The sequence below is a fragment of the Mycobacterium lepromatosis genome, assembly GCF_000975265.2.
Taxonomy (GTDB): Bacteria; Actinomycetota; Actinomycetes; order Mycobacteriales; family Mycobacteriaceae; genus Mycobacterium; species Mycobacterium lepromatosis.
Genome location: NZ_CP083405.1, coordinates 159,285 through 180,039, shown reverse-complemented (window position 1 = coordinate 180,039; position 20,755 = coordinate 159,285). Strand labels below are relative to the sequence as shown.

At 56.0% G+C, this 20,755-nt stretch carries 18 protein-coding genes and 2 tRNA genes; 7 read left to right on the top strand and 13 right to left on the bottom strand.

Features of this window, described 5'->3' with window-relative positions; translation table 11 throughout:
• Window positions 1–5: 5 nt before the first annotated feature.
• From MLPF_RS00685 to MLPF_RS00665, 5 genes are all read right to left on the bottom strand, one after another.
• Window positions 6–2,129 carry a p-hydroxybenzoic acid--AMP ligase FadD22 gene (locus MLPF_RS00685; RefSeq protein ID WP_045842275.1) on the bottom strand — a complete coding sequence of 708 codons (2,124 nt, stop codon included), beginning with the start codon at window positions 2,127–2,129 and terminating at the stop codon, window positions 6–8.
• A gap of 138 nt (window positions 2,130–2,267) precedes the next feature.
• Entirely contained in the window at window positions 2,268–2,900 is a 633-nt protein-coding gene (locus MLPF_RS00680) for a chorismate--pyruvate lyase family protein (protein ID WP_045842274.1), read from the bottom strand.
• Between the two features lie 45 nt (window positions 2,901–2,945).
• Window positions 2,946–4,670, bottom strand: a complete 1,725-nt coding sequence (locus tag MLPF_RS00675) for an AMP-binding protein (protein ID WP_272946057.1) — start codon at window positions 4,668–4,670, stop codon at window positions 2,946–2,948.
• 495 nt (window positions 4,671–5,165) lie between these two features.
• Window positions 5,166–5,309 (bottom strand): hypothetical protein, encoded by a 144-nt coding sequence (locus tag MLPF_RS00670; RefSeq protein WP_156146904.1) that lies wholly within the window; start codon window positions 5,307–5,309, stop codon window positions 5,166–5,168.
• A gap of 218 nt (window positions 5,310–5,527) precedes the next feature.
• Entirely contained in the window at window positions 5,528–6,676 is a 1,149-nt protein-coding gene (locus MLPF_RS00665) for an LLM class flavin-dependent oxidoreductase (RefSeq protein ID WP_045842273.1), read from the bottom strand.
• 167 nt (window positions 6,677–6,843) lie between these two features.
• On the opposite strand from MLPF_RS00665, the gene MLPF_RS00660 reads away from it, so the two are divergent.
• Window positions 6,844–7,656: a phthiotriol/phenolphthiotriol dimycocerosates methyltransferase gene (locus MLPF_RS00660; protein WP_045842272.1), complete on the top strand. Its 813-nt coding sequence runs from the start codon at window positions 6,844–6,846 to the stop codon at window positions 7,654–7,656.
• 39 nt (window positions 7,657–7,695) lie between these two features.
• Window positions 7,696–8,952: a saccharopine dehydrogenase family protein gene (locus tag MLPF_RS00655; protein WP_045842271.1), complete on the top strand. Its 1,257-nt coding sequence runs from the start codon at window positions 7,696–7,698 to the stop codon at window positions 8,950–8,952.
• A gap of 257 nt (window positions 8,953–9,209) precedes the next feature.
• On the opposite strand, the gene MLPF_RS00650 is transcribed toward MLPF_RS00655, so the two are convergent.
• The 4 genes from MLPF_RS00650 to MLPF_RS00635 form a co-directional block, all read right to left on the bottom strand.
• Window positions 9,210–10,502, bottom strand: coding sequence for a glycosyltransferase (locus MLPF_RS00650; RefSeq protein ID WP_237817225.1), 1,293 nt, complete (start codon window positions 10,500–10,502; stop codon window positions 9,210–9,212).
• Window positions 10,503–10,779: 277 nt separating this feature from the next.
• A complete protein-coding gene (locus tag MLPF_RS00645) occupies window positions 10,780–11,469 on the bottom strand; it encodes a rhamnosyl O-methyltransferase (RefSeq protein WP_045842268.1) in 690 nt (229 codons plus the stop codon).
• 255 nt (window positions 11,470–11,724) lie between these two features.
• Entirely contained in the window at window positions 11,725–12,546 is an 822-nt protein-coding gene (locus MLPF_RS00640; protein WP_045842267.1) for a class I SAM-dependent methyltransferase, read from the bottom strand.
• Between the two features lie 668 nt (window positions 12,547–13,214).
• Window positions 13,215–14,489, bottom strand: a complete 1,275-nt coding sequence (locus MLPF_RS00635; protein WP_237817224.1) for a glycosyltransferase — start codon at window positions 14,487–14,489, stop codon at window positions 13,215–13,217.
• A 222-nt stretch (window positions 14,490–14,711) separates the two neighbouring features.
• On the opposite strand from MLPF_RS00635, the gene MLPF_RS00630 reads away from it, so the two are divergent.
• Window positions 14,712–15,152 (top strand): SRPBCC family protein, encoded by a 441-nt coding sequence (locus MLPF_RS00630; protein WP_045842264.1) that lies wholly within the window; start codon window positions 14,712–14,714, stop codon window positions 15,150–15,152.
• A gap of 122 nt (window positions 15,153–15,274) precedes the next feature.
• Here MLPF_RS00630 and MLPF_RS00625 read toward each other — a convergent pair whose 3' ends face one another.
• From MLPF_RS00625 to MLPF_RS00615, 4 genes are all read right to left on the bottom strand, one after another.
• Window positions 15,275–15,418 (bottom strand): hypothetical protein, encoded by a 144-nt coding sequence (locus MLPF_RS00625; RefSeq protein ID WP_156146903.1) that lies wholly within the window; start codon window positions 15,416–15,418, stop codon window positions 15,275–15,277.
• 1,024 nt (window positions 15,419–16,442) lie between these two features.
• Window positions 16,443–16,574 (bottom strand): hypothetical protein, encoded by a 132-nt coding sequence (locus MLPF_RS15410; protein WP_272946056.1) that lies wholly within the window; start codon window positions 16,572–16,574, stop codon window positions 16,443–16,445.
• 803 nt (window positions 16,575–17,377) lie between these two features.
• Window positions 17,378–17,450, bottom strand: a tRNA-Arg gene (locus MLPF_RS00620).
• A 22-nt stretch (window positions 17,451–17,472) separates the two neighbouring features.
• Window positions 17,473–17,560 (bottom strand) — tRNA-Ser (locus MLPF_RS00615).
• Window positions 17,561–18,121: 561 nt separating this feature from the next.
• On the opposite strand from MLPF_RS00615, the gene MLPF_RS15405 reads away from it, so the two are divergent.
• The 4 genes from MLPF_RS15405 to MLPF_RS00595 all read left to right on the top strand — a co-directional run bounded on the left by MLPF_RS15405 (window position 18,122) and on the right by MLPF_RS00595 (window position 20,751).
• Entirely contained in the window at window positions 18,122–18,415 is a 294-nt protein-coding gene (locus MLPF_RS15405) for an aminotransferase class I/II-fold pyridoxal phosphate-dependent enzyme (protein WP_050038811.1), read from the top strand.
• 184 nt (window positions 18,416–18,599) lie between these two features.
• Window positions 18,600–18,791, top strand: a complete 192-nt coding sequence (locus MLPF_RS00605) for a hypothetical protein (protein WP_193386704.1) — start codon at window positions 18,600–18,602, stop codon at window positions 18,789–18,791.
• A gap of 540 nt (window positions 18,792–19,331) precedes the next feature.
• A complete protein-coding gene (locus MLPF_RS00600; RefSeq protein ID WP_156146901.1) occupies window positions 19,332–19,508 on the top strand; it encodes a hypothetical protein in 177 nt (58 codons plus the stop codon).
• A 418-nt stretch (window positions 19,509–19,926) separates the two neighbouring features.
• Window positions 19,927–20,751, top strand: coding sequence for a crotonase/enoyl-CoA hydratase family protein (locus tag MLPF_RS00595; protein WP_162196848.1), 825 nt, complete (start codon window positions 19,927–19,929; stop codon window positions 20,749–20,751).
• The last annotated feature ends 4 nt before the right edge of the window (window positions 20,752–20,755 follow it).

Genomic DNA, 20,755 nt, shown 5'->3' with positions numbered 1-20,755 from the left:
CATCATTATTCACAAAACTCAGAATCGATTAGCTGGAAAATTTCGTCAGCAGTCGAGGCAGCCTGGATCCGCTTGCTCAAATCAGCTTCTCCGTCGACGATGATCCCCAGCAGGGCACGCAAACGATCAGCTACGCGCTGTTTCTCGCTGGCTCCGATCGCCACCACCATCTCTTCGATTCTCTTCAACTCCTCGTCGATTGGCGAGCGGCCCTTCGCTCCGGAATTCACTGGAAGAGGCGTTCCCACCCGACTGCGCGCACCGGACAATTCAGCCTCCAAATACCGGGAAAGTCCCGATATCGAGCCGTAATCCCACCCGACCGTCTCAGGCAGGGGCAGGCCGGTAACTGCCGCCAATCGATTACACAGCGTAACTGTCATTTGCGAATCAAAACCCAGATCCGAGAAGGCGAGATCCCGATTGATCAACCCAGGATCCGACTCCCCCAACATCTTAACGGCCTCCGCACAAACGGCCTCCACGACCAGCCGCTCACGTTCTTGCTGCAAAGCAGACAACCGCTGTTTGAGCGTCGCTCCGACAGCATGTCTCACAGCACCCTGCGCGTTCGATGCCGACCAACCGTCAAGCTGTGCCTTTGTGTCGGACTGAGGCTCGGTCAACGAAAGTTCCCAAATCGGTTTCGTTGGACTCTCGGCACGAAGCGCGTTACGTAACACTTTCCCGTTCGCAGATCGCGGAAGCCGCTCGATAATAGCAAATCTATGCGGCACCTTGAAAGCAGTTAGTTGGGTAAGCAATCGCCGGTGGACATCTCGCATAATCGACTCATCAATGAACGCACCGCTCGCCGGAACCAGAAACGCCTGCAGCGTAGACGCGCCGGTAGACTCCCTTACTCCAACAACCGCGGCCTCCGCCACGGCGTCGGCCTCAATAATGAGCCGCTCAACCTCCCGTGGATTAATGTTGACGCCTCCGACGATTTCCGTGTCATCCGCACGGCAACCGTACGTAACCCATCCGTCACCGTCGATACATACCCTATCCTGCGTGTTCAGCCAATCGTCATTCTCCAGGGGCGAATCAGAACGATTCCAATAGGCATGTGCAACCGATGGTCCGCGGACCCATAGGTCCCCCTCAACCCCAGGCCCAGCGGTTGCCCCATCCGGCGTTACAACGCGAATCTCGTAAGGTGGAAGAACCTTTCCTAGAGTCCCCACACGCCATTCATCAACACTATTCGATACGAATGTCTGGCCAACCTCCGAAGATCCAATTCCGTCCAGAACGGGAATACCGCCAAAGAATTCCACGAGCCGCTCGGCGAGAGCCGGCTCAAGAGCCTCTCCTGCGGATACCACACAACGCAGCGATCGGAAAGAGTCCGGGGAACATGCGCCGACAACTCTTGCAAAGAAACTTGGTACACCGTAAAGCACAGATGGCTCGAATCGCATACTTAGTATGGCGGCAGATTCCGCACTGACCGGCACTGAATTTATGACTGCGGACCCGCCTGTCGCGAGCGGAAACCAGACCGAATTGCCTAGGCCATAAGCAAAATACATGCGGGCGCTACATAGCCCGATATCTTGAGGAGTGAGCCGCAATGCTTGACGACACATCGCGTCGACGAACGTGAACGGATCGGCGTGCCGATGAATCGCCGCCTTTGGCGGACCCGTAGTGCCGGATGTGTACGTAGCGAACGCATGCATATCACCACTCACAGGTTCGTAGTCGCTCGGCTCGACCTCGACTTGGGCCGCCGCGGACAACAGTTCAGCAGCTTCTAGCACGTTCGACGGTTGAAACCGATCGCAGAGCGGACCATTTGTGATGACAAGCGCCGCTGTGGTGTCGCGTTCCCGAAACGCGTAGTCGTCGCGATGGAGCTCCGGATTCGTTAGGAACGCCATGATCCCGCGAGCCAGACAGGCCAGCAATAGCTGGACTAGGTCTGGCGAATCAGGGAGACACAACAGAACGCGATCTCCCGCCGAAAGGCCGCGGTCTTTCAGCACTTTTCCAAGACGTAACGCACCGTTATGAATCTGACCATGAGTCACGACGTCCGGCGCAAAGTAGGCAGGCTTGTCGTACCATCCCGCTTCTGCTGCCTGTTGAGCGAGTAGTGCTGCCAGGTTTTCACTCCGCATTATCGGATAACCACCCTAGGCAGCTCTAAATTTATACTCTTTCTGGCTTGTCGAACGAACAAAAATCTACTTGGTGTCGCAATGCACAAAGCAATTTCATTCCACAGACTCGAGAACTGTAATCTGACATTGTCAGCACTAGAGATTTTTAAGGACTCGACCATGAAGGACAAAGTGATCTCCACTCTTGATGTCGATGTCGTTTGAATACTGGCAACGATCGGGTTCTTGACGCGGAATGTCTTGGAATACACTTCGAAGAAAATACTCGGTAGTAATAATGACTGGTTGACCTCCAGCTATAAGTCTGTATCGGCGACCGACAGCTCTCTTTGGTAAATCCCCATATCCGTAATCCGTGAGCCAACACGGTACATCCCCTATCCAGACCCGAGCGTCCTCTTTATAGGTCTCGATGCGGCTTGCTGCCATAATTTCGCCGATAGGCTGGTGGGTATTTGTCAAGTACGTCGTAATTTCAGGAGGTAGCACATCAGTGGCAATCAATGATTCCGCAGCGACGAATAGTCTTCCTGATTTCCGGCCTTTAAGCAAGATGTCACGCTGAAGAACCCGACCAATTTCCGAATTCTCTAATTCAGGTACTTTCGGCGCTGCATCAAGAATTTGTTGATTGATAATATCAACGATGATCTCTTCGTTAGTAACTACGTTGAGAACCCGCGTGAGGGTACCATTCGTTGCGACAAGTATCCGAAGGTCGCGATCGAGCTTTCGGATTTCTTCCCTAGACAGAGTACGATTGGTCATTTCTCATCCCGGGGTTAAGTGGACAAAAACCACATACGTGTACATTCATTCCGTAGCGTCTAGACGGTTGAATTCGTGGTTTAGATAACGCTCGACACAAGCTGCACGTCGAACCTTGCCGCTAGTGGTAACGGGAATTGAACCCGGAGCCACGATAACGACGTCCGCGACGCGCACCCGGTGCGACTTGGATACCGCGGAGGTGACCTCACGTTTGACCGTACACAGCTTGTCCATCGCATCACAATCCGCGTAACCCCACTTTGTGAGTTCGATGATGGTGACCAACTGCTCAGTGCACTCATCCGGAACAGCTATAGCCACGACCCGACCACCGGTGATTTCCTGGATTGTCGCCTCGATGTCATCCGGATAGTGGTTGGACCCATCCACGACCAAGAGATCCTTGATCCGACCCGTTATGAACAGTTCGCCTTCAAAAATGACGCCGAGGTCTTCGGTTCGCAGCCACGGGCCGTCTGGTGTACCAGGCGAAGGATTAACAAGTTTTCCACCGAACGTCCGCTCAGTGTTTTCGGGGTTGCGCCAATAACCACTAGCGACGTTGTCCCCCTGTACCCAGATTTCCCCGACCGTCCCCTCCGGGTTCTCAATCCTGGTATCGGGGTCGACAATCCGCAGTACCGACGCTCGCGGCACACCGTAACTGACCAAGTTCACACCATCACCCGCGGCGCTGTCACTGCGCTTAGCCTTACCGGCCGACAAGTGCTGGTAGTCGAAACAGATGCTTTTAGGTGGACGTCCTGGCCCGGCCGTAGCCACGTACACCGTCGCCTCAGCAAGTCCGTATGACGGTCGAATTGCCGTCTCGTCGAGGTTGAAGCGGGCAAACCGGTCGGTAAAACGCTGGAGCGTCGCGGCGTTTACTCGTTCGGCCCCAGTGGCGATCGCCCGCACATGCCCGAGATCAAGTCCAGCCATATCGTCATCTGACGTTCTGCGCACCGCTAATTCGAAACCAAAATTCGGCGCACAGGAAATCTGGCCGCGATATTTGGCCAGTAATTGCATCCAGCGAGCCGGTCGTTGCAAAAATGCCATCGGACTCAATAACACTGCAGTGTCTTGATTGATCATCGGGAGAACGACGCCGAGAATCAACCCCATGTCGTGGTAAAACGGCAACCACGAGACAGCAGTTGACGGAACCTTCTCTATATCCCCCAAGTAGTCAGACATTAGCTGCACACAGTTGGTGATGACGTTCTTATGCGAAACGATAACACCAGCCGGTGCGCGGGTGGACCCCGATGTGTACTGTAGATATGCTGTACTTGGATGCGTATACCGACTCGGATCGAGCTCTCGTGGAGAGTCCAGGTCCAGCACGTCTACCGCCACGACTACCGGTGCAGAGCGTACATGTAACGCATATTTTGTGACCTCAGCGATGGCCGCCGATGTCGTAATAATGACGCTGGGCAAGGAATCCCGCAATGCTGCAGAAATTCGTTCGTCATGAATGCCAAATTGAGGCGCGGGAAGAGGAACAGCGATGAGACCTGCATGCAGCGCGCCCATAAAGGCAACGATGTATTCAAGCCCCTGCGGAGCCAATATAGCGACCCGATCGCCGTCCGACGCGTAGATCCTAAGCTCGTCCGCCACGCTCATCGAGCGTCTATAGACCTGCCACCATGTGAGAGTTTCGGTAAACCCCGCTGGATCCACGTCATAGTCGATGAACTTGTACGCCGCGCGATTGGGGAACTGGCTGGCTGCTTTCTGCAACAGATCGGTGAGCATCGACTCACTTATCGCGAATCGCGTTGCAGTCCCGTTGACCGGTTGTCCCGTTTGCTCAGCCGTGCCCGGCGCAGGCTGCGTTGCCACCTCACCCCCAACGTGAAATGACACGTTCGCTTTCATGATGATCCTTCGGCTCTTCACGGCAAGAAGGTACGACCGTTTCGCTACCGTGTCCTCGAATCCGAGTCGATGCATAGACGATTCGTACTTCGCCCGGCTCCGCGACGCGAAATCTGATGAGGTCCCACGATAGCGAGGTAAAGGACGTGGCTTTTTGCCGAAACAACTAAGCTGATTACCCTGCACAGCATCAGCGCTAACAGAACCCCGAGTTTGTGTGATACAGGTTTGGGGCCAGCTTAGCCCGTCCTAGTGATCTAGCCTTCGAGATCGACCTGTTGATCGCATCGAAGGCAGTATGGCGTCCGCGTTGACACCCTATCGATCCGGTCTCGTGACTGATTCTGGCGGAACACACGTCACGAGATCAAGTCATGACGCCAGAATCATGATTGGCCGGGCCACGCGGTGCAGCGCGTCATACACTCGCACGAATCGCAGCAAATCCGTTGCGGCAGAGAACAATGCGCCTTTACCAGTCGTTCCCACTCGCGCAACGAAAGTGACCAAGCTCATACTTCGTGAGCTTCAGCAAACGCCTTATGTGCACAGATTACACGTAAGTCGGTAGCCTGGACCGGATTAGTAATGTCGGGCTAAAGTTAATTGGCTATGCTCTTGAGAACATGCTTGAGTCCTAGGCTTAATAAGCCGAAAGAACTGCCACTGGTCGTTGTTGGCGCGCTCAAGAAACTAGGTCAAACTACCGGCATTTTCACCCATAATGGCGCATATCATAGCTTCTTGAGTCCACGCAGTACCCTGGCGTGCGGCAAGAGCACCGAAACAGTCTTGCGTAAACTCGGATTAACCAGACTGCCATTGATAACTACCAGATATCTCAGGCCGTGATCGCGCCATTCCGCTACTTGATCGATGACCTCCTCGGGCGTCCCACTAAAAAGGACTTCTTTCACAAGCGCGGCCGGGACTTTAGCCGTATATGACAGAACTGTCTCCTCATCTATGGTTTGAGGAATGATGTCCTGCACACCAGAGAAATCGGCTCCCATTGGATGCTCAACGCCGTGGCGCGCCCAGGCTTCCCCAGGTACTCCGAGCGCGGTCATTTTCACGAGGACAGAGTCCAACGCCTCATCCACGTCATCGCGAGTCTGGCCAGTGATGATGCCGCGCACCGCCGCAGGAGTAATAGACATTGGGTCACGTCCGGCGTCGGATGCCGCGGTACGCACAGCTTCAAGTGCACGAGTATAGTCGGTGGGACGAACCAAAACAATCGGAATCCAGGCGTCGGCGTAGCGTCCAGTGGCCCGCAGCATCCGCGACCCGTGTGCCGCGACCCAGATTTCGGGCCATTTCCCTCGATATGGCGGAAGATCGAACAAGGCGTTATGTAAAGGAAAAAATTGAGATTCACGCGAAACCAGCTCCCCGTTTGAATCCCACAACGCGCGAATTGTAGCCAAAGCTTCTTCGAACCGCGCAACCGGCTTGGTCCACTCTACGCCGTAAGGTTCGTTGCCTTCACGCTCCCCAACACCGATACCAAGTATGGCTTTACCCCGGGTAAGCAGATGCAGAGTCGCAGCGGCTTGGGCCGTGACTGCTGGATTGCGGCGACCAGCGTCGGTCACGCACACACCTAGTCGCAGGCGGTTGAGCCGACTCCCAGCGGCGAGGTTTCCCAACATAGTCCACGGCTCATAGTTGGCGTCGATCTTGGGTACCAGCTTCGCCGCAACTCCGAGATATTCAGGCGTCGCGACTGAACGCGGCACCAGCGCGTTCAAATGATCGCCGACCCAGTAAGAATCAGCACCCAAGACTGCACCGGACAAGATACTGGCCCGCGCCGGCAGGCTCGGCGGAAACAGCGTATGCACAAGCGCATCAACAAAGCCGAAACGAAATCCAGTCACGGCTTATTGTCCCCATTCAACTTCCGTGCTGTCGACTAACGTCATGCCGACGACACTACCGCAGCGACAGCCGCTTCCTGCGCTCAGGCATTCCAACAACGCCTCGGCGGCGAACTCACGCCACGTGCCATGGCAGTGACCCAGAGTTTTTGCCATACTCCTTACCCATGGCCTTTACACGAACCCATAGCTTTCTAGCCGGCGCAGGCAGTACCTCCATATACAAGAGGGTTTGGAGGTTCTGGTATCCGCTAATGACACATAAACTTGGTACCGACGAGGTTATGTTCATCAACTGGGCTTATGAAGAAGATCCGCCGATGGCTTTGCCCCTAGAGGCATCTGACGAGCCTAACCGAGCCCACATCAACCTCTACCATCGCACGGCGACCCAGGTCAATCTGAGCGGCAAACGAATACTGGAAGTTAGTTGCGGCCACGGCGGCGGGGCCTCGTACCTCACCCGCACCTTGCACCCAGCCTCCTACACTGGGCTGGACTTGAATGCGGCAGGCATCAAGCTGTGCCAAAAGCTACACCAGCTGCCAGGGTTGGAATTTGTGCGAGGGAACGCCGAAAACCTGCCCTTCGACAATGAATCCTTCGACGTAGTACTCAATATCGAAGCCTCGCACTGCTACCCGCACTTTCCACGCTTTCTTGCCGAGGTGGTTCGCGTGCTGTGCCCAGGAGGGTACTTCGTCTACGCTGACCTGCGTCCCAGCAATCAGGTCGCTGCATGGGAAGTTGACCTCGCCGATAGCCGGTTGCGACAACTTTCACAGAGAGAAATCAATGCCGAGGTCCTTCGCGGCATTGATGTCAATTCACAAAAATCGCGAGACCTAGTCGATCGCCATCTGCCGACCTTCCTGCGCTTCGCTGGCCGCGAATTCATTGGCGTGCAAGGCACGCAGCTTTCCCGCTACCTGGAGGGCGGGGAGCTGTCATATCGGATGTACTCCTTCGCCAAGGACTGAGGCGGCGTCGATGGCAAGCACTCGGGTAATGTCACCCGGATGAGGCCAGATAAGCGTGAGTTCGACATCGTCTTGTACGGGGCTACTGGCTTCTCTGGCAAGTTGACAGCCGAACACCTCGCACTTAGCGAATCCACTGCACGGATCGCGCTGGCCGGCCGGTCAAGCGAACGGTTACGGAACGTGCGGGCACTGTTGGGCCCAACCGCACAGGACTGGCCGCTGATCGTAGCCGACGCGTCGCAACCGTCGACGCTCGAGGCGATGGCGGCCCGAACCCAGGTGGTGCTGACAACTGTTGGGCCCTATATGCGCTACGGCCTGCCGCTGGTGGCGGCCTGTGCGAAAGCTGGAACGGACTATGCCGACTTGACTGGCGAACTGATGTTCTGTCGGAACAGTATCGATTTGTACCACAAACAAGCCGCCGCCACTGGCGCTCGGATAATCCTTGCGTGCGGATTCGATTCGATCCCTTCGGATCTAAACGTCTACCAGCTGTACCGCCGGGCAATCGAAGACGGCACCGGTGAACTCTGCGACACTCACCTTGTGCTTCGCTCGATCTCTCAGTACTGGGTCTCCGGTGGCTCGGTTGCAACATATTCGGAGGCAATGCGGACTACATCCAACAATCCTGAGGCCCTTCGGCTCGTCACCGACCCATATACTCTGACCACGGACCGAGACGCCGAACCCGAGCTGGGTCCGCAGCCGGACTTTCCCCGGCATCGAGGAAGTGATCTGGCCCCCGAACTTGCCGGCTTCTGGACCGGCGGATTTATTCAAGGCCCATTCAACACTCGAATTGTTCGGCGTAGCAATGCATTACAGGATTGGTCTTATGGTCGGCAATTCCGATACTCGGAGACGATGAGTCTGGGCAAATCGTGGGCGGCACCGGTCGCTTCTGCGGCTGTCACCAGTGTTGTGGCTGGTGCCATCGGCTTGGGAAATAGGTATTTCAACCGATTACCCCGAAGGTTCGTGGAACGCGTCACCCCCAAACCAGGCAGCGGTCCAAGCCGAAAAACTCAGGAGCGGGGTCAATACACGTTCGAGACGTACACCACGACAACGACTGGTGCACGCTATATGGCAACTTTCGCGCACAACGTTGACGCGTACAAGTCGACAGCGGGGCTGCTTGCCGCAAGTGGTCTGACACTGGCGCTCGATCGCGATCGGCTTTCCGAGCTGCGGGGTGTGCTTACTCCCGCCGCGGCGATGGGTGATGCGCTGTTGACGCGGCTTCCCAGCGCAGGCGTGGTCATAGGAACAACCCGGCTGAGCTGACACCCAATCCAGTCACTGCTAAAGTGCTCCGGGTGCGGCAAAAGATGAACCTGAAGCTAATCGTGGTCAAGCAAGGTTGACGCGGAATCGCAGCGTGGAATTTGGCGTTTTGGAGCGAGAAATCCGTTAGGCATGCACACAACTTCGAGCTAAGAAGCACTTACGATCGCAAGTGAACAAGTGAAGTAGCGCGATTAAGCGCCTCCACCTACGGTCGACGAGTAACCCAACAGTCACATGATATTCTTAGCTGCCAGCTAGGTCGTGACTTCGTCTTGTCTGGCCAGCGATGCCACGGGCACGTTCTGCGAGACGGCGCGCAACACATTATCCACGTGCTGCGGGAGTCCAGCAACGTATCGCTCCAACACTTCGGCGAGTCGCCGGGCAGCTTGTCGGTACTCGGACTGACCAAGCACCCGATTTACCGCATCCGCCACCCGCCGCCCCTTGAGCCGCTCACTTCGCAGCAGGATACCTGCGCCGGCCGCCTCAACGGCTTCCATATTCAGGTGTTGGTCCAAGTTACCGGCGATCCCGACCACCGGCACCCCGGCCACGAAGGCTTGCTGCGTCGTCAAACTGCCACCGTTACAGATCACGACAGCAGAACGTGCTGCGGCAGCCTCGCCTGGCAAGTAATCGGCCACGAAGGCGTTGGTGGGCACATTCTTCAGCTCACTACGACCCGCAGTAGCAGCGATGACCGTCACCGGCAAGTCAGCCAGGGCATCCAACACCACCTGCAACAGATTCTTTCCGCCGGAAGTGCCTAACGTTGCGTAGACGATCGGCCGGTCAGTTCGCAGCGAATCCCACCATCTCGGCAGCTCTCCTGCAGGCGACCAAAGAACAGGGCCGAGATACTGGTGGTTGGGCGGCAGATCGTACGTCGGCACCAACTCGGGCACGTCAGCATAGAGGGTGTAGTCGCCATCGGTATAAATGCGGCCAATGTCTGAACCCAGGCTCGGCAACCCGTGCTTGCGGCGGACCCAGTTGAGCGGCAGACAATAGATGGCGAAGATCAATGGGCTATATAGCCTGAACAAGATGTTTACCAGCCGAAAACCCAGGATCCGGGTCCACAGCACGTCCGGCAGCGGCAATCGACGGCGAGGTGCGTGGGCACTCCAGTAAGCGTTAGCGATTGCGATATAGGGAATACTGGCCAACCGGGCGCTAACGGACAGCGACCAGCGAGCGTCGCCGACCACGAGGTCCGGCGCGATTTCGGCCAGCACCTGGCTGTCCTCCTCGACGTACTTCCGCAACGTTCGAATAGTATAGAACAGTCGGCCCTGGGCGATCCTAGTGAGAACCCACTCGGTGGGGATGGTGTGGATCGGGTGGTGAGGGAAAGGTAACGGGCCCAAAAGTTTGTTGTACCGCGGATCACAAGCGAAGTGCACTTCATAACGGCTCGGGTCAAGCAAGCGCGCCATGACAAACGGCCGCACAACAGTGGACAGGGTAACTGCTTCCGCGATAAACAGGATTCTCATCCTACGAGACTGAGACTCAGGTACAGTATTCGGTGCCGCCTTCATACCGGCATCCTTTCCCACATCGCTGGCGACCTCTAAAGCGTTAATCCCCCCACCTCGACGCCGTAGCCTACACGGGCGACAGGCTGTTTCGAAAATGACGCGTCATCGGCCAGCACGATCGGCATGTGACAAAGCTGCCGTCGCGGCCCTAGGTGCGGACGAAGTTGAGGCTACAAAATTCGTTGCCCGAACGCCTCTCGGTAATAACCCAATAGTGGTTACCGACATCTGAGCCGCTCGAGATAAGGTCACCGAGTTGCCTCGCACTATAATACTCTTATTTGCGGATCAAGAATCCGTTGGTCGCGAATGTAAAACCGAATTTTTTCTCCCGCGCCACATCGTGCTCGTAATCGCCCGGGAATTCGCGCTCGTATGCCGCAATGGCTTCATACGGGCCAGCCCCAAACCCCGGAAGGACGGGATGGCCATTGAGATTGGAATCTTCCACGACCAGATAGTCACCGGCAGAGAGTAAAGGCTGTAGTAGTTTCATCTCGGCCAGTACTTGTTTCATCGAGTGATCACTATCCAGGATGGCGAAGACCTTGCCGGGGTATTCACTTTTAAGGCGTTGAATTTGTTCGGCGATAGTCGGGACGGTGGATGGCGATTCGATGAACAAAATATTTGGTTGGCGTGCTGCTGGGTCGAGATCCTTGTGAGAAATATCCACCGAGAGCACCTTGAACGGTTGGCCGATGTGCATCATGACGTTGGCAAAAAAAAGCGCAGAGCCGCCGAAGCGGCTACCGAACTCGATGACTAGGGATGGCTCCAACTCGGTCAAGATTTCCTGATAGTTCCACATATCGCTGACCGACTTCAAGCATTTAATCCCCATCCAAGTGGTAGTATTCCATACGAAGTTACTGTAATACCACTTGTGATATTCTTCGGTTATCGAGTCGGTAGGTCGGTAAATCATTCCGGACACATAACTTAGTATTTGTTGCACTCGCCCCATTCCTCATCTCCTCATATAGCTCTAGCTATGCGACCCTTTTGTCCACAGCAAAATTCTAATAAAAGATTGATATTGCTTCAATTTGACAACAAAATCGATACCTCAATTTAAGTAATCTATACTCGCCAGCCATGAAAAATTTTGGTCTCGAATTATGCGCCACATTCAGCGTTAGTTGATCCAACGTTCTAGCAATGGTAGCGGGGCAGCATGAACGATACTCGCGGGTGAAAGAATTGGTTTGTCGAGTCGTGCTCAAGTAGGGTCAGCTCGGGCGGTATGGTAAGATTTTGGCAAGATCAAGCGCTGAGTTTTGAGAAATTCGTCTAAATAGGCGGGTGGTTTTAGGTTAAGTAAACGCTCACGGTCGGCGGCGAGATCCGCATAATTGAGCGCCTCGATCTGCGCAGCCGAGTAAGACAAGGGCGATTCCGGTGATCCTTTTCGTAGGATCCCGACGCCCCAGTCACAGTCCAGCACGGCGATTAGCAAGTCATGCCGGGTACTGCGCAAGTGGATGATCGATTTCCAAACATCGCCACACCAGGGGCCGTTCCACCAGTGGTTATGCGCACGAAAGTCGGCGTAGGACGTCGCCGGGTAGGCGACCGAAGCTTGCTTGGGGTTGCAGTCGTGCAAGACAATAATCCCGTCATCGCGCAGATAACGCAGGATGTTCTCGACGTCACGCACGACCTGTCCATAAGTGTGTAGCCCATCAATCAGCGCAACGTCAATGCCGTGCTGTTCGAGAAAGACCGTCTCATCCGCAAAAAAGGCGTCGCTGGTCATCTCGAAGTAGTGGGTGGCACGCGCCTTCGCGGCAGCGAGCTGACGAGAGCGGGCCGAGAGCTTGAAAGCAGGGTCAACGGCGACCTTCTCGTCGGCAGCAATACGCCGGAACACAAATCCGTGCGAAACGCCGATCTCAAGATAAATAGGCGCCTCCCACCTATTGAGCGCCTGCTGCACGACCCTAATCCGGTGGCGATCCTTCGCGAAGTAGAACTGGGCGTTATTCCAACTCTCTTCGATTATGCGCCACATGAGCGCCTTCGAAGCTCCGGTTGCTCTCATAACAGATTCCTTTCGTCGAGACGGACAACTGTATCCCGTACTCGGCATCGAGCTGTCGTTTCAACAATGGCCGACACTCGGCCAGTCAGGCGCCACGCGATCGCCACTTCCCGAGAAGGGTGACTCGTCAAAGTGATTCAAAATTTTAACCCGCATGTATTCTAAGCCAGCGTCGAGGGTGCTGCACCTTGGAATCCAGAAATTGTGGCGAAGACTAAAGGAAACCACACTCCCATTCCAAGATTTACGCCGGTGCATAGAGTGACAGTTGACCGACGGCGACGTGATCCTTTTGAATCATCACCTGTTCGCGCCGGAGCAATCTACTAGGCACCATGCGTTTGGCTAAGGTGCTCAAGAGCGTTCGCGTTATCACCGTTGGCTATATGCCGCACGTACAGCGCACCTAACTGTGCGGGCAACTTCTTTGCTGTACATTCTCGCCGAATCAGCTCTACCTACAACATCATTCGTTACTGCAGCTGTTCATACCCACACTGGTCGCAGCGATGCCGCCGCGAATCGCGTCAAGCTTCAAACTCGCAGTTAAACGCGCTCGCAATACCTAGTCAGTTACAGCAGTGTATCCACCCTGCCGTAACCGTCACACATCACACACTGCAGGACATGGCGATGTGTAGCGTTCGCCGAAACGCAGTGGCCTCCTCTTAGCTGGCCAGCGATGCCACGGGCACGTTCTGCGAGACGGCGCGCAACACATTATCCACGTGCTGCGGGAGTCCAGCAACGTATCGCTCCAACACTTCGGCGAGTCGCCGGGCAGCTTGTCGGTACTCGGACTGACCAAGCACCCGATTTACCGCATCCGCCACCCGCCGCCCCTTGAGCCGCTCACTTCGCAGCAGGATACCTGCGCCGGCCGCCTCAACGGCTTCCATATTCAGGTGTTGGTCCAAGTTACCGGCGATCCCGACCACCGGCACCCCGGCCACGAAGGCTTGCTGCGTCGTCAAACTGCCACCGTTACAGATCACGACAGCAGAACGTGCTGCGGCAGCCTCGCCTGGCAAGTAATCGGCCACGAAGGCGTTGGTGGGCACATTCTTCAGCTCACTACGACCCGCAGTAGCAGCGATGACCGTCACCGGCAAGTCAGCCAGGGCATCCAACACCACCTGCAACAGATTCTTTCCGCCGGAAGTGCCTAACGTTGCGTAGACGATCGGCCGGTCAGTTCGCAGCGAATCCCACCATCTCGGCAGCTCTCCTGCAGGCGACCAAAGAACAGGGCCGAGATACTGGTGGTTGGGCGGCAGATCGTACGTCGGCACCAACTCGGGCACGTCAGCATAGAGGGTGTAGTCGCCATCGGTAAAAATGCGGCAAAGATTGAAACCCAGGCTCGGCAACCCGTGCTTGCGGCGGACCCAGTTGAGCGGCAGACACTGAAGAGCGAAAAATAATGGGCGTTCCAGCCGGTAAAGAAGTTTAACCAACCTAACACCCAGTAGGTGGGTGTAGAGCACGTCCGGCAGCGGAAAGCAACGGCGGGCGTAGGGACTCCAGTAGGTGTTAGCGATTGCGATATAGGGAATACTGGCCAACCGGGCGCTAACGGACAGCGACCAGCGAAGGTCGCCGACCACGAGGTCCGGCGCGATTTCGGCCAGCACCTGGCTGTCCTCCTCGACGTACTTCCGCAACGTTCGCGGTCCGTAGAGGAAGAGTCGACCTTGAGCCATGTTGTCGAGAAAACGCTTGCTGGGGATGGTGTGGATCGGGTGGTGAGGGAAAGGTAACGGGCCCAAAAGTTTGTTGTACCGCGGATCACAAGCGAAGTGCACTTCATAACGGCTCGGGTCAAGCAAGCGCGCCATGACAAACGGCCGCACAACGTGGGCTAGCGTAACTGCTTCCGCGATAAACAGGATTCTCATCCTACGAGACTGAGACTCAGGTACAGTATTCGGTGCCGCCTTCATACCGGCATCCTTTCCCACATCGCTGGCGACCTCTAAAGCGTTAATCCCCCACCTCGACGCCGTAGCCTACACGCACTATGTGTGAACTTGGAAAATACAGCATTGTGAGCACGGGCCGGTAGGGTAGCGACCAAGGTCACCGAATCGTAGACGTCCGTAGCCGGCAGGGACGGCCAAACTGCTTGTTCGGTGGCTGGCGGGCACCCTGGCTATGCTTCGCCAATGCCAGTTTTAAGTAAAACCGTCGAGATCGATACTGACGTTGCAACGATCATGGCCATCGTCGCCGATTTCGAGTCGTACCCACAATGGCACGAGTGGATCAAAGGCGTTTGGGTGCTCGCGCACTACGACGACGGACGTCCCAGCCAGTTGCGCATCGACATCGACTTTCAAGGTATGCAAGGTACCTATATCCAGGCCGTGTACTACCCGGGGGTGAACCAGATCCAAACCGTCATGCAGCAAGGCGACCTGTATTCCAAGCAGGAGCAACTGTTCAGTGTGACGGAGGCGGAGGGTGGCAGTGTACTGACCGTAGATCTCGATGTCGAGCTCACTATGCCGGTACCCGCGCCTATGGTGAAGATGCTCCTCAACACCGCGCTCGATCGGCTCACCGAAAAGCTCAAGCTGCATGCCGAACAGTTAGCCCCCAGCTAGAGGCCACGCCAACGAAACGCGGTGCGAATCCTGCGCCTCGCGTTCATGCGCTAGCTGAACTGACTACGCTCAAGGCGTATCATGACACATCATACCTCTGCCGTAGCGCGTCAGTTTGCTGGCTACTGCGCGAACACGAAACGGGTAAGTGGCATTATATCCTCGACGTATGGCGGAATGCTGCCTCCGATGGTGGCAGCCAGCAGCTCCATGAAGGTGGCCAAGGAGAGCGTCCCAGCCGTGATCGCACAGCTAGTCGGCAACAACCGTACGCTCCTCCGGATACCAGAGGTCTTCGAAGTCCGTTACCTAATGTGTGCGCCAGCTTGGCAGCCACGGCCCACAACGCGCTGCGCTACCTCCTGCGGTCGTCGAACCAAGGTCGGGGTCCAGGAAACCCTCGCCAAAAAACGTTGGAAGCCAGCCAACTGCCGCCAGCAATAAACGCATATATGCGATCAATAACAGGCACTGAGCCTGCACTGGCAAGAAACGCACCCGCCCCTCCGCCGACCAGAATCACCACCGTGATGTATCAAACCCTTATCCTGCAAACCTTTGGCTCTTCTTTGCCAGGATGGATCGGAACTTGTATCAGCTGTGCTGTCGTATAGCTGAGGTTGTTGAAGGGCGTCGCCGAGCAAGCCCTGCTCTGCAGTGTGCTGGAGCAGGTCGAGGATCTACGCTTTCGATAGTAATATCACCGCGGAGAGCGTCGACACCATGATGTGCTGTGTGGTGGCCGACTCGCCCCGGGCGTGTCGATGCTAATCGTGGCGACCATCGTGCATGATGCCTAAAATGGTGGCGGCCACGATCGTTTTGTGATGCTGACCTGCGGTCGTGCCGAGTGAGCGGCACCGCCGATGCGTGGCCTGCGTGCATTGGCTGATTTCGGCGCCGCGGAGATTTCGGCGGTCAAAGCCGAAGATGGTTTCGATGCCGATGCAAAAAATGGACTCTCACCGAGGCGAGATTGCTGCACACTCGGTTTAGCGTGCTAAGCTGCCCGATGTCCTCTTAGTCTGCCTGGACCAAGCAACAGATACGAGCGGCGGCATCATCATCAAGCCGCTGGGCCTGCAGCTCAAGTAAGGAGCTCCACCATCCACCGAATAGGTTCGAAGCCCCTGGGTAACTGGATCTCAACGTGGACTTGACTGGCCAGCTCGAAATGGATGTAGCAGCAAGGGCTGGGCGAGGGCACGCTGGACGATGTTGCCCGAGGTCACCGATGTTGAATGCCGAACGTCATGTTGCGGTTCAGCCGGCTGAGGCTATCCTTCTATGTTATGCGGCACGGACCGCAGCACGACATCCCGGCAGCAACAGCTTCGGCCTGCGCGAAACCAAAGTCCTTGCCGCATTAGCCGATTCCAACGTGTCGAACTCCCACTTGATCGCCAGCTGCGCTAACAACACTGGTGGGCACCTCGTAGACGGTGACCATCCTTCCACCACTACACGCGGACAATCCCGGCACGCGGTTTGTCTCACGATGCACTAACGAAGTTAGGTGCCGCCGACCATGTCGCGGGTAGGCTTGCCGATTTCTGTAAGCCAGTGGGGTTGATGGAACGCCAAGTGTCGCGATGGCTTTCAAAGATTAGAGTCCTGACAACAGTACGAGAACTACCCGGTACCGCAGATCCCGGGCATCGAGCGGGTAGCAGCCTGGTGGAGCAACGCCGTACAACCGCCTGGGCGCCATGTTCCTACCAACGCTGCCGATGTGATGTTCTCCCGCGCCAAGCCAGACATGATTGCCATCGTGGATGGGGAAATTTGCACGATCGGTAAACCCTTTGCTGACCCTGGGCTGGCTACTGGCCGACATGGCGCCAACCGGATGAGTCCAGTGCGTTCTTCCACGACCTTGGCGAGCTAGCTGAGTTAGCCAGCACCGACAACCTATTCGCAATCGCAAGGATATGCTGGCGACACCGTCCGCTACTTGTCGCATATCAACTAGTACATCGCGCCGGCCTACTTTAAGCTCGGCATCGTGATAGTCAAACTTCTCGGTTATCCGGGTCAATCTATACTTGGGGCGACTGTCATCTCAGCTGATATCAGCACGTGTTTAAGATCAGCGGCTGATGGAGGTTAGCAAAAGAACTCTCACGAAATCGCTCACGGTGGCCAACCAGGCTACGGCGGGTACAGAGACTATGGCACGTAATTAAGCATAGTACACCCATTGCTGGCAGTGAGACATCACAGGGCGCGCCCGAAGGGATTCGAACCCCTAACCTTCTGATCCGTAGTCAGATGCTCTATCCGTTGAGCTACGGGCGCCTGTTTTTAGTTATATCCGCGGCGGAGGCGAGAGGATTTGAACCTCCGGTCCCCTTAAGAGGGACAACTCATTAGCAGTGAGCCCCATTCGGCCGCTCTGGCACGCCTCCTTTGGACCCTCCTGGGAGGGTACCCGACCCTTTTCCTAGAATCCCTGAACGCCGGAGAGGCATAGCGTACACAGCAGCAACATATACTGTCGAAATAGATGGCTCGCCTGCAGACCGGGCTAGCCGGGTTGACAGTTTGTGCGCTCGATAAGACGGGGCCTGGTCTCATGCATGTGCGGTTCAGTCAGCATGCTCCAACAACTAGCCCAGATCACTGCTTCAGCCAGCAACGAGGTCGTTTTCGGGTGGTGCAGCTTTGAACTCTATTCGACGCAAGTCCAAACTGCTGGCGCAGCCGCCGGGAAAGTACCGTGGGCCGATTCCACCTTATGACTTTTACGCGATGCTGGCTGCGATCACCAGCCGCACCCGCCTGTTTTTCGTTTGCAACCCCAAATTAATCCGACGTCCATCATCGTAGATCCAGACGAGCTGGCCCGTTTCGTGGAGCCGGTTCCGGCATTAATGCCGATCGTCATCGACAAAGCTTATGTCAAATAGATCCGCTACGGTTTGCTGTAGGACAGCCCTACACTGGTACGGGATCATCCCGATGTCGTTGTGCTGAGCACTTTTTCAAAGGAGTACCGGCTAACGGGATTACGAGCCGGCTATGCGATCGACCACTCCGACGTGATCACCACTCTGGACAAGGTCTACGTACCGTTCACCGTGTCAAGCCGTAGACAAGACGACGCCATTGTCGCAATTAAGGCCGCCGAAGAGCTGCTAGCCAGCACCGAAGCCCTGGTCAGCGACCAGGACCGTGTCAGCGCCACGTGGCGCTACGCTGGGTTCGCGCTTCCGCCGGTACAAACCAACTTCGTCTGGGTGACCTGGGGTATCACACACTGAATTTCGTTAAGCAGGAACCGAATGCGCGCATGATGGTCAGCACATACGGAACCGTGCGGTGTCTTAATCACTATCGACGAGCAGAAGAGCGGCGAATTCCACGTCGGAAACAAAATGAACGACCAATTGAAAAACCGGTTGATTCAGCAAGACCTTCAAGTCGGCAGCCTACGTACTGTCGCTGGTGTGTGTAGACGCCGGGAACAAGGACAACAACGCCGGTACGGTCAAGGCGTTGATGAGCAGCATGAACAGTAAAGACATCCTGGCCTCCTTAATACTAGTATCTAGTGTGGGGATCCGCTGTAGGCTCGCTACCCCCCGTATTGCGTGCAAGGGCCGTCCCGCAACCAAACACTCTTCCGGTGTCCAATGATGTTTAAGAATGGTCAAAAAGTCTGGTACAACGATAGTTAGATGATTGAGTCCAGATGGACAGGTAGGCCGCAATTCATATTAATGCGGGATTGATCCTGGTAAACCCTTTGTTGTGAAGAGTAGCAAACTACTTGTTCAGAAGAGCCGTACCCACTCTAGCCTGTTTCAGGTCCATGACCTCGATTTCGAGGGAAGTATCGAAAGGAGACGTTGCTAAGCAACAGTGACAACACGAAACATGTTGCATTAAAACCCCATAACTCACGACGGCAAAAGTGTATGAGGTAGCGGCATGGACAATTCCGACCGTGTATCGCTCACGTCTCCGGATCCGCCGGTGACCAGCTCGAGTATCGTGGCACACGCTGCTAACCGAGGGACACACTAAGCTACAACAAAACAATAGAGCAGTGCCGCCGATTGTTATCGCAGGAACCGCACTGTAAAGGGTACAGTAAGCAGTTCGGTAGCGTAGTGGGCCACATTTTTGCTTCCACAGACGACACACGGTTACGCAAGAATCCGAACCTGTGCGTACGTGGCTGCGACAGGACTCCCCGGGGGAACCGAGGTTGACATTGCGGGGTTGTGCGCCGACGTGCGCTGGTCAACCACCATGGGTGAAGCCAATGCTGATTCGGATCTCGTCGCACCGTTCAACCAGTTTGACGGAGTTACGACGCGGGAGCTGTTGCGCAGAAAAGATGTTGGTTGACAAGTTAACCCGCGTCGAAGTTATGACGTTTTTCGTTAAAGGCATCAGCGAGAACTAATATCGATCGCCAACAGTTAAGGAAGGATGAAATCTGTTGCAAGTCATTGGCTATGGCACTAAAAAAATTCCTGGAGGAAAATCGGTGTGGCGGCGAATGCCGACGTGACAGACATGGGCAATGTTGGCGAAGCTGTCGTGGACCTAAACGCGCTTGGCGACTCGGTCAACGTTGCGACACAGAGGTAGAAACAAGCGGCGAATTACTAGTCACCCGTTAGATCGCATACGAGCTAGTGCGCCAAGCGCTGGTATGCGCTCATTTCCTGCGTGGACACGCCAAGCAGGTGAAGACCTTCGTCTTTACCTCGTGCACCTCGGCGGACCCCTGACACGCTATGGTCTTGATATGGACTCAGACATAAATCGGGCATACGAATCCGTTGCCGTCGAAACCAAAGATCGGGTTGCACAGGTAACACTGATCGGGCCGGGCAAGGGCAACGCGATGGGGCCGGCCTTCTGGTCGGAGATGCCGGAGGTGTTCGCAGAGCTAGACACCAACCGTGAGGTACGGGCCGTCGTCATCACCGGATCAGGAAAAAACTTTAGCTACGGCCTGGACGTGCCCGCGATGGGCAGGACGTTCGCCCCGTTGCTGACCGACAGCGCACTGGCCCGTCCCCGCGCCGACTTCCACGCCGAGGTGCTGCGGATGCAGAAGGCGATAAACGCCGTCGCTGATTGCCGCACGCCCACGATCGCGTCGGTGCACGGGTGGTGCATTGGTGGCGCCGTCGACCTGATCTCCGCGGTCGACATCCGCTATGCTAGCGCCGACGCCAAGTTCTCAGTGCGAGAGGTCAAACTGGCCATAGTGGCCGACATGGGCAGTCTAGCCCGCCTCCCACTGATCTTGAGCGACGGGCATCTGCGTGAACTGGCGTTGACGGGCAAAGACATCGGCGCGGCCCGTGCCGAGAAAATTGGCCTTGTCAATGATGTCTACGACAACGCCGACAAGACGCTGGCCGCCGCCCATGCCACCGCTGCCGAGATCGCCGCCAATCCGCCACTAGCGGTCTACGGCATCAAGGATGTCCTGGGCCAGCAACGCACCTCTGCTATCTCAGAGAACCTGCGCTACGTCGCTGCGTGGAACGCGGCCTTCCTGCCGTCCAAGGATCTAACCGAGGGTATATCGGCCACAGTCACCAAACGGGCTCCGCAGTTCACCGGGGAGTAGGGCA

Excerpts from the sequence above, each read along its gene's own strand:
- MLPF_RS00685 (WP_045842275.1), bottom strand. The coding sequence starts at position 2,129 with ATGCGGAGTGAAAACCTGGCAGCACTACTCGCTCAACAGGCAGCAGAA.
- MLPF_RS00680 (WP_045842274.1), bottom strand. The coding sequence starts at position 2,900 with ATGACCAATCGTACTCTGTCTAGGGAAGAAATCCGAAAGCTCGATCGC.
- MLPF_RS00675 (WP_272946057.1), bottom strand. The coding sequence starts at position 4,670 with ATGCTCACCGATCTGTTGCAGAAAGCAGCCAGCCAGTTCCCCAATCGC.
- MLPF_RS00670 (WP_156146904.1), bottom strand. The coding sequence starts at position 5,309 with ATGAGCTTGGTCACTTTCGTTGCGCGAGTGGGAACGACTGGTAAAGGC.
- MLPF_RS00660 (WP_045842272.1), top strand. The coding sequence starts at position 6,844 with ATGGCCTTTACACGAACCCATAGCTTTCTAGCCGGCGCAGGCAGTACC.
- MLPF_RS00655 (WP_045842271.1), top strand. The coding sequence starts at position 7,696 with ATGAGGCCAGATAAGCGTGAGTTCGACATCGTCTTGTACGGGGCTACT.
- MLPF_RS00650 (WP_237817225.1), bottom strand. The coding sequence starts at position 10,502 with ATGAAGGCGGCACCGAATACTGTACCTGAGTCTCAGTCTCGTAGGATG.
- MLPF_RS00645 (WP_045842268.1), bottom strand. The coding sequence starts at position 11,469 with ATGGGGCGAGTGCAACAAATACTAAGTTATGTGTCCGGAATGATTTAC.
- MLPF_RS00640 (WP_045842267.1), bottom strand. The coding sequence starts at position 12,546 with ATGAGAGCAACCGGAGCTTCGAAGGCGCTCATGTGGCGCATAATCGAA.
- MLPF_RS00635 (WP_237817224.1), bottom strand. The coding sequence starts at position 14,489 with ATGAAGGCGGCACCGAATACTGTACCTGAGTCTCAGTCTCGTAGGATG.
- MLPF_RS00630 (WP_045842264.1), top strand. The coding sequence starts at position 14,712 with ATGCCAGTTTTAAGTAAAACCGTCGAGATCGATACTGACGTTGCAACG.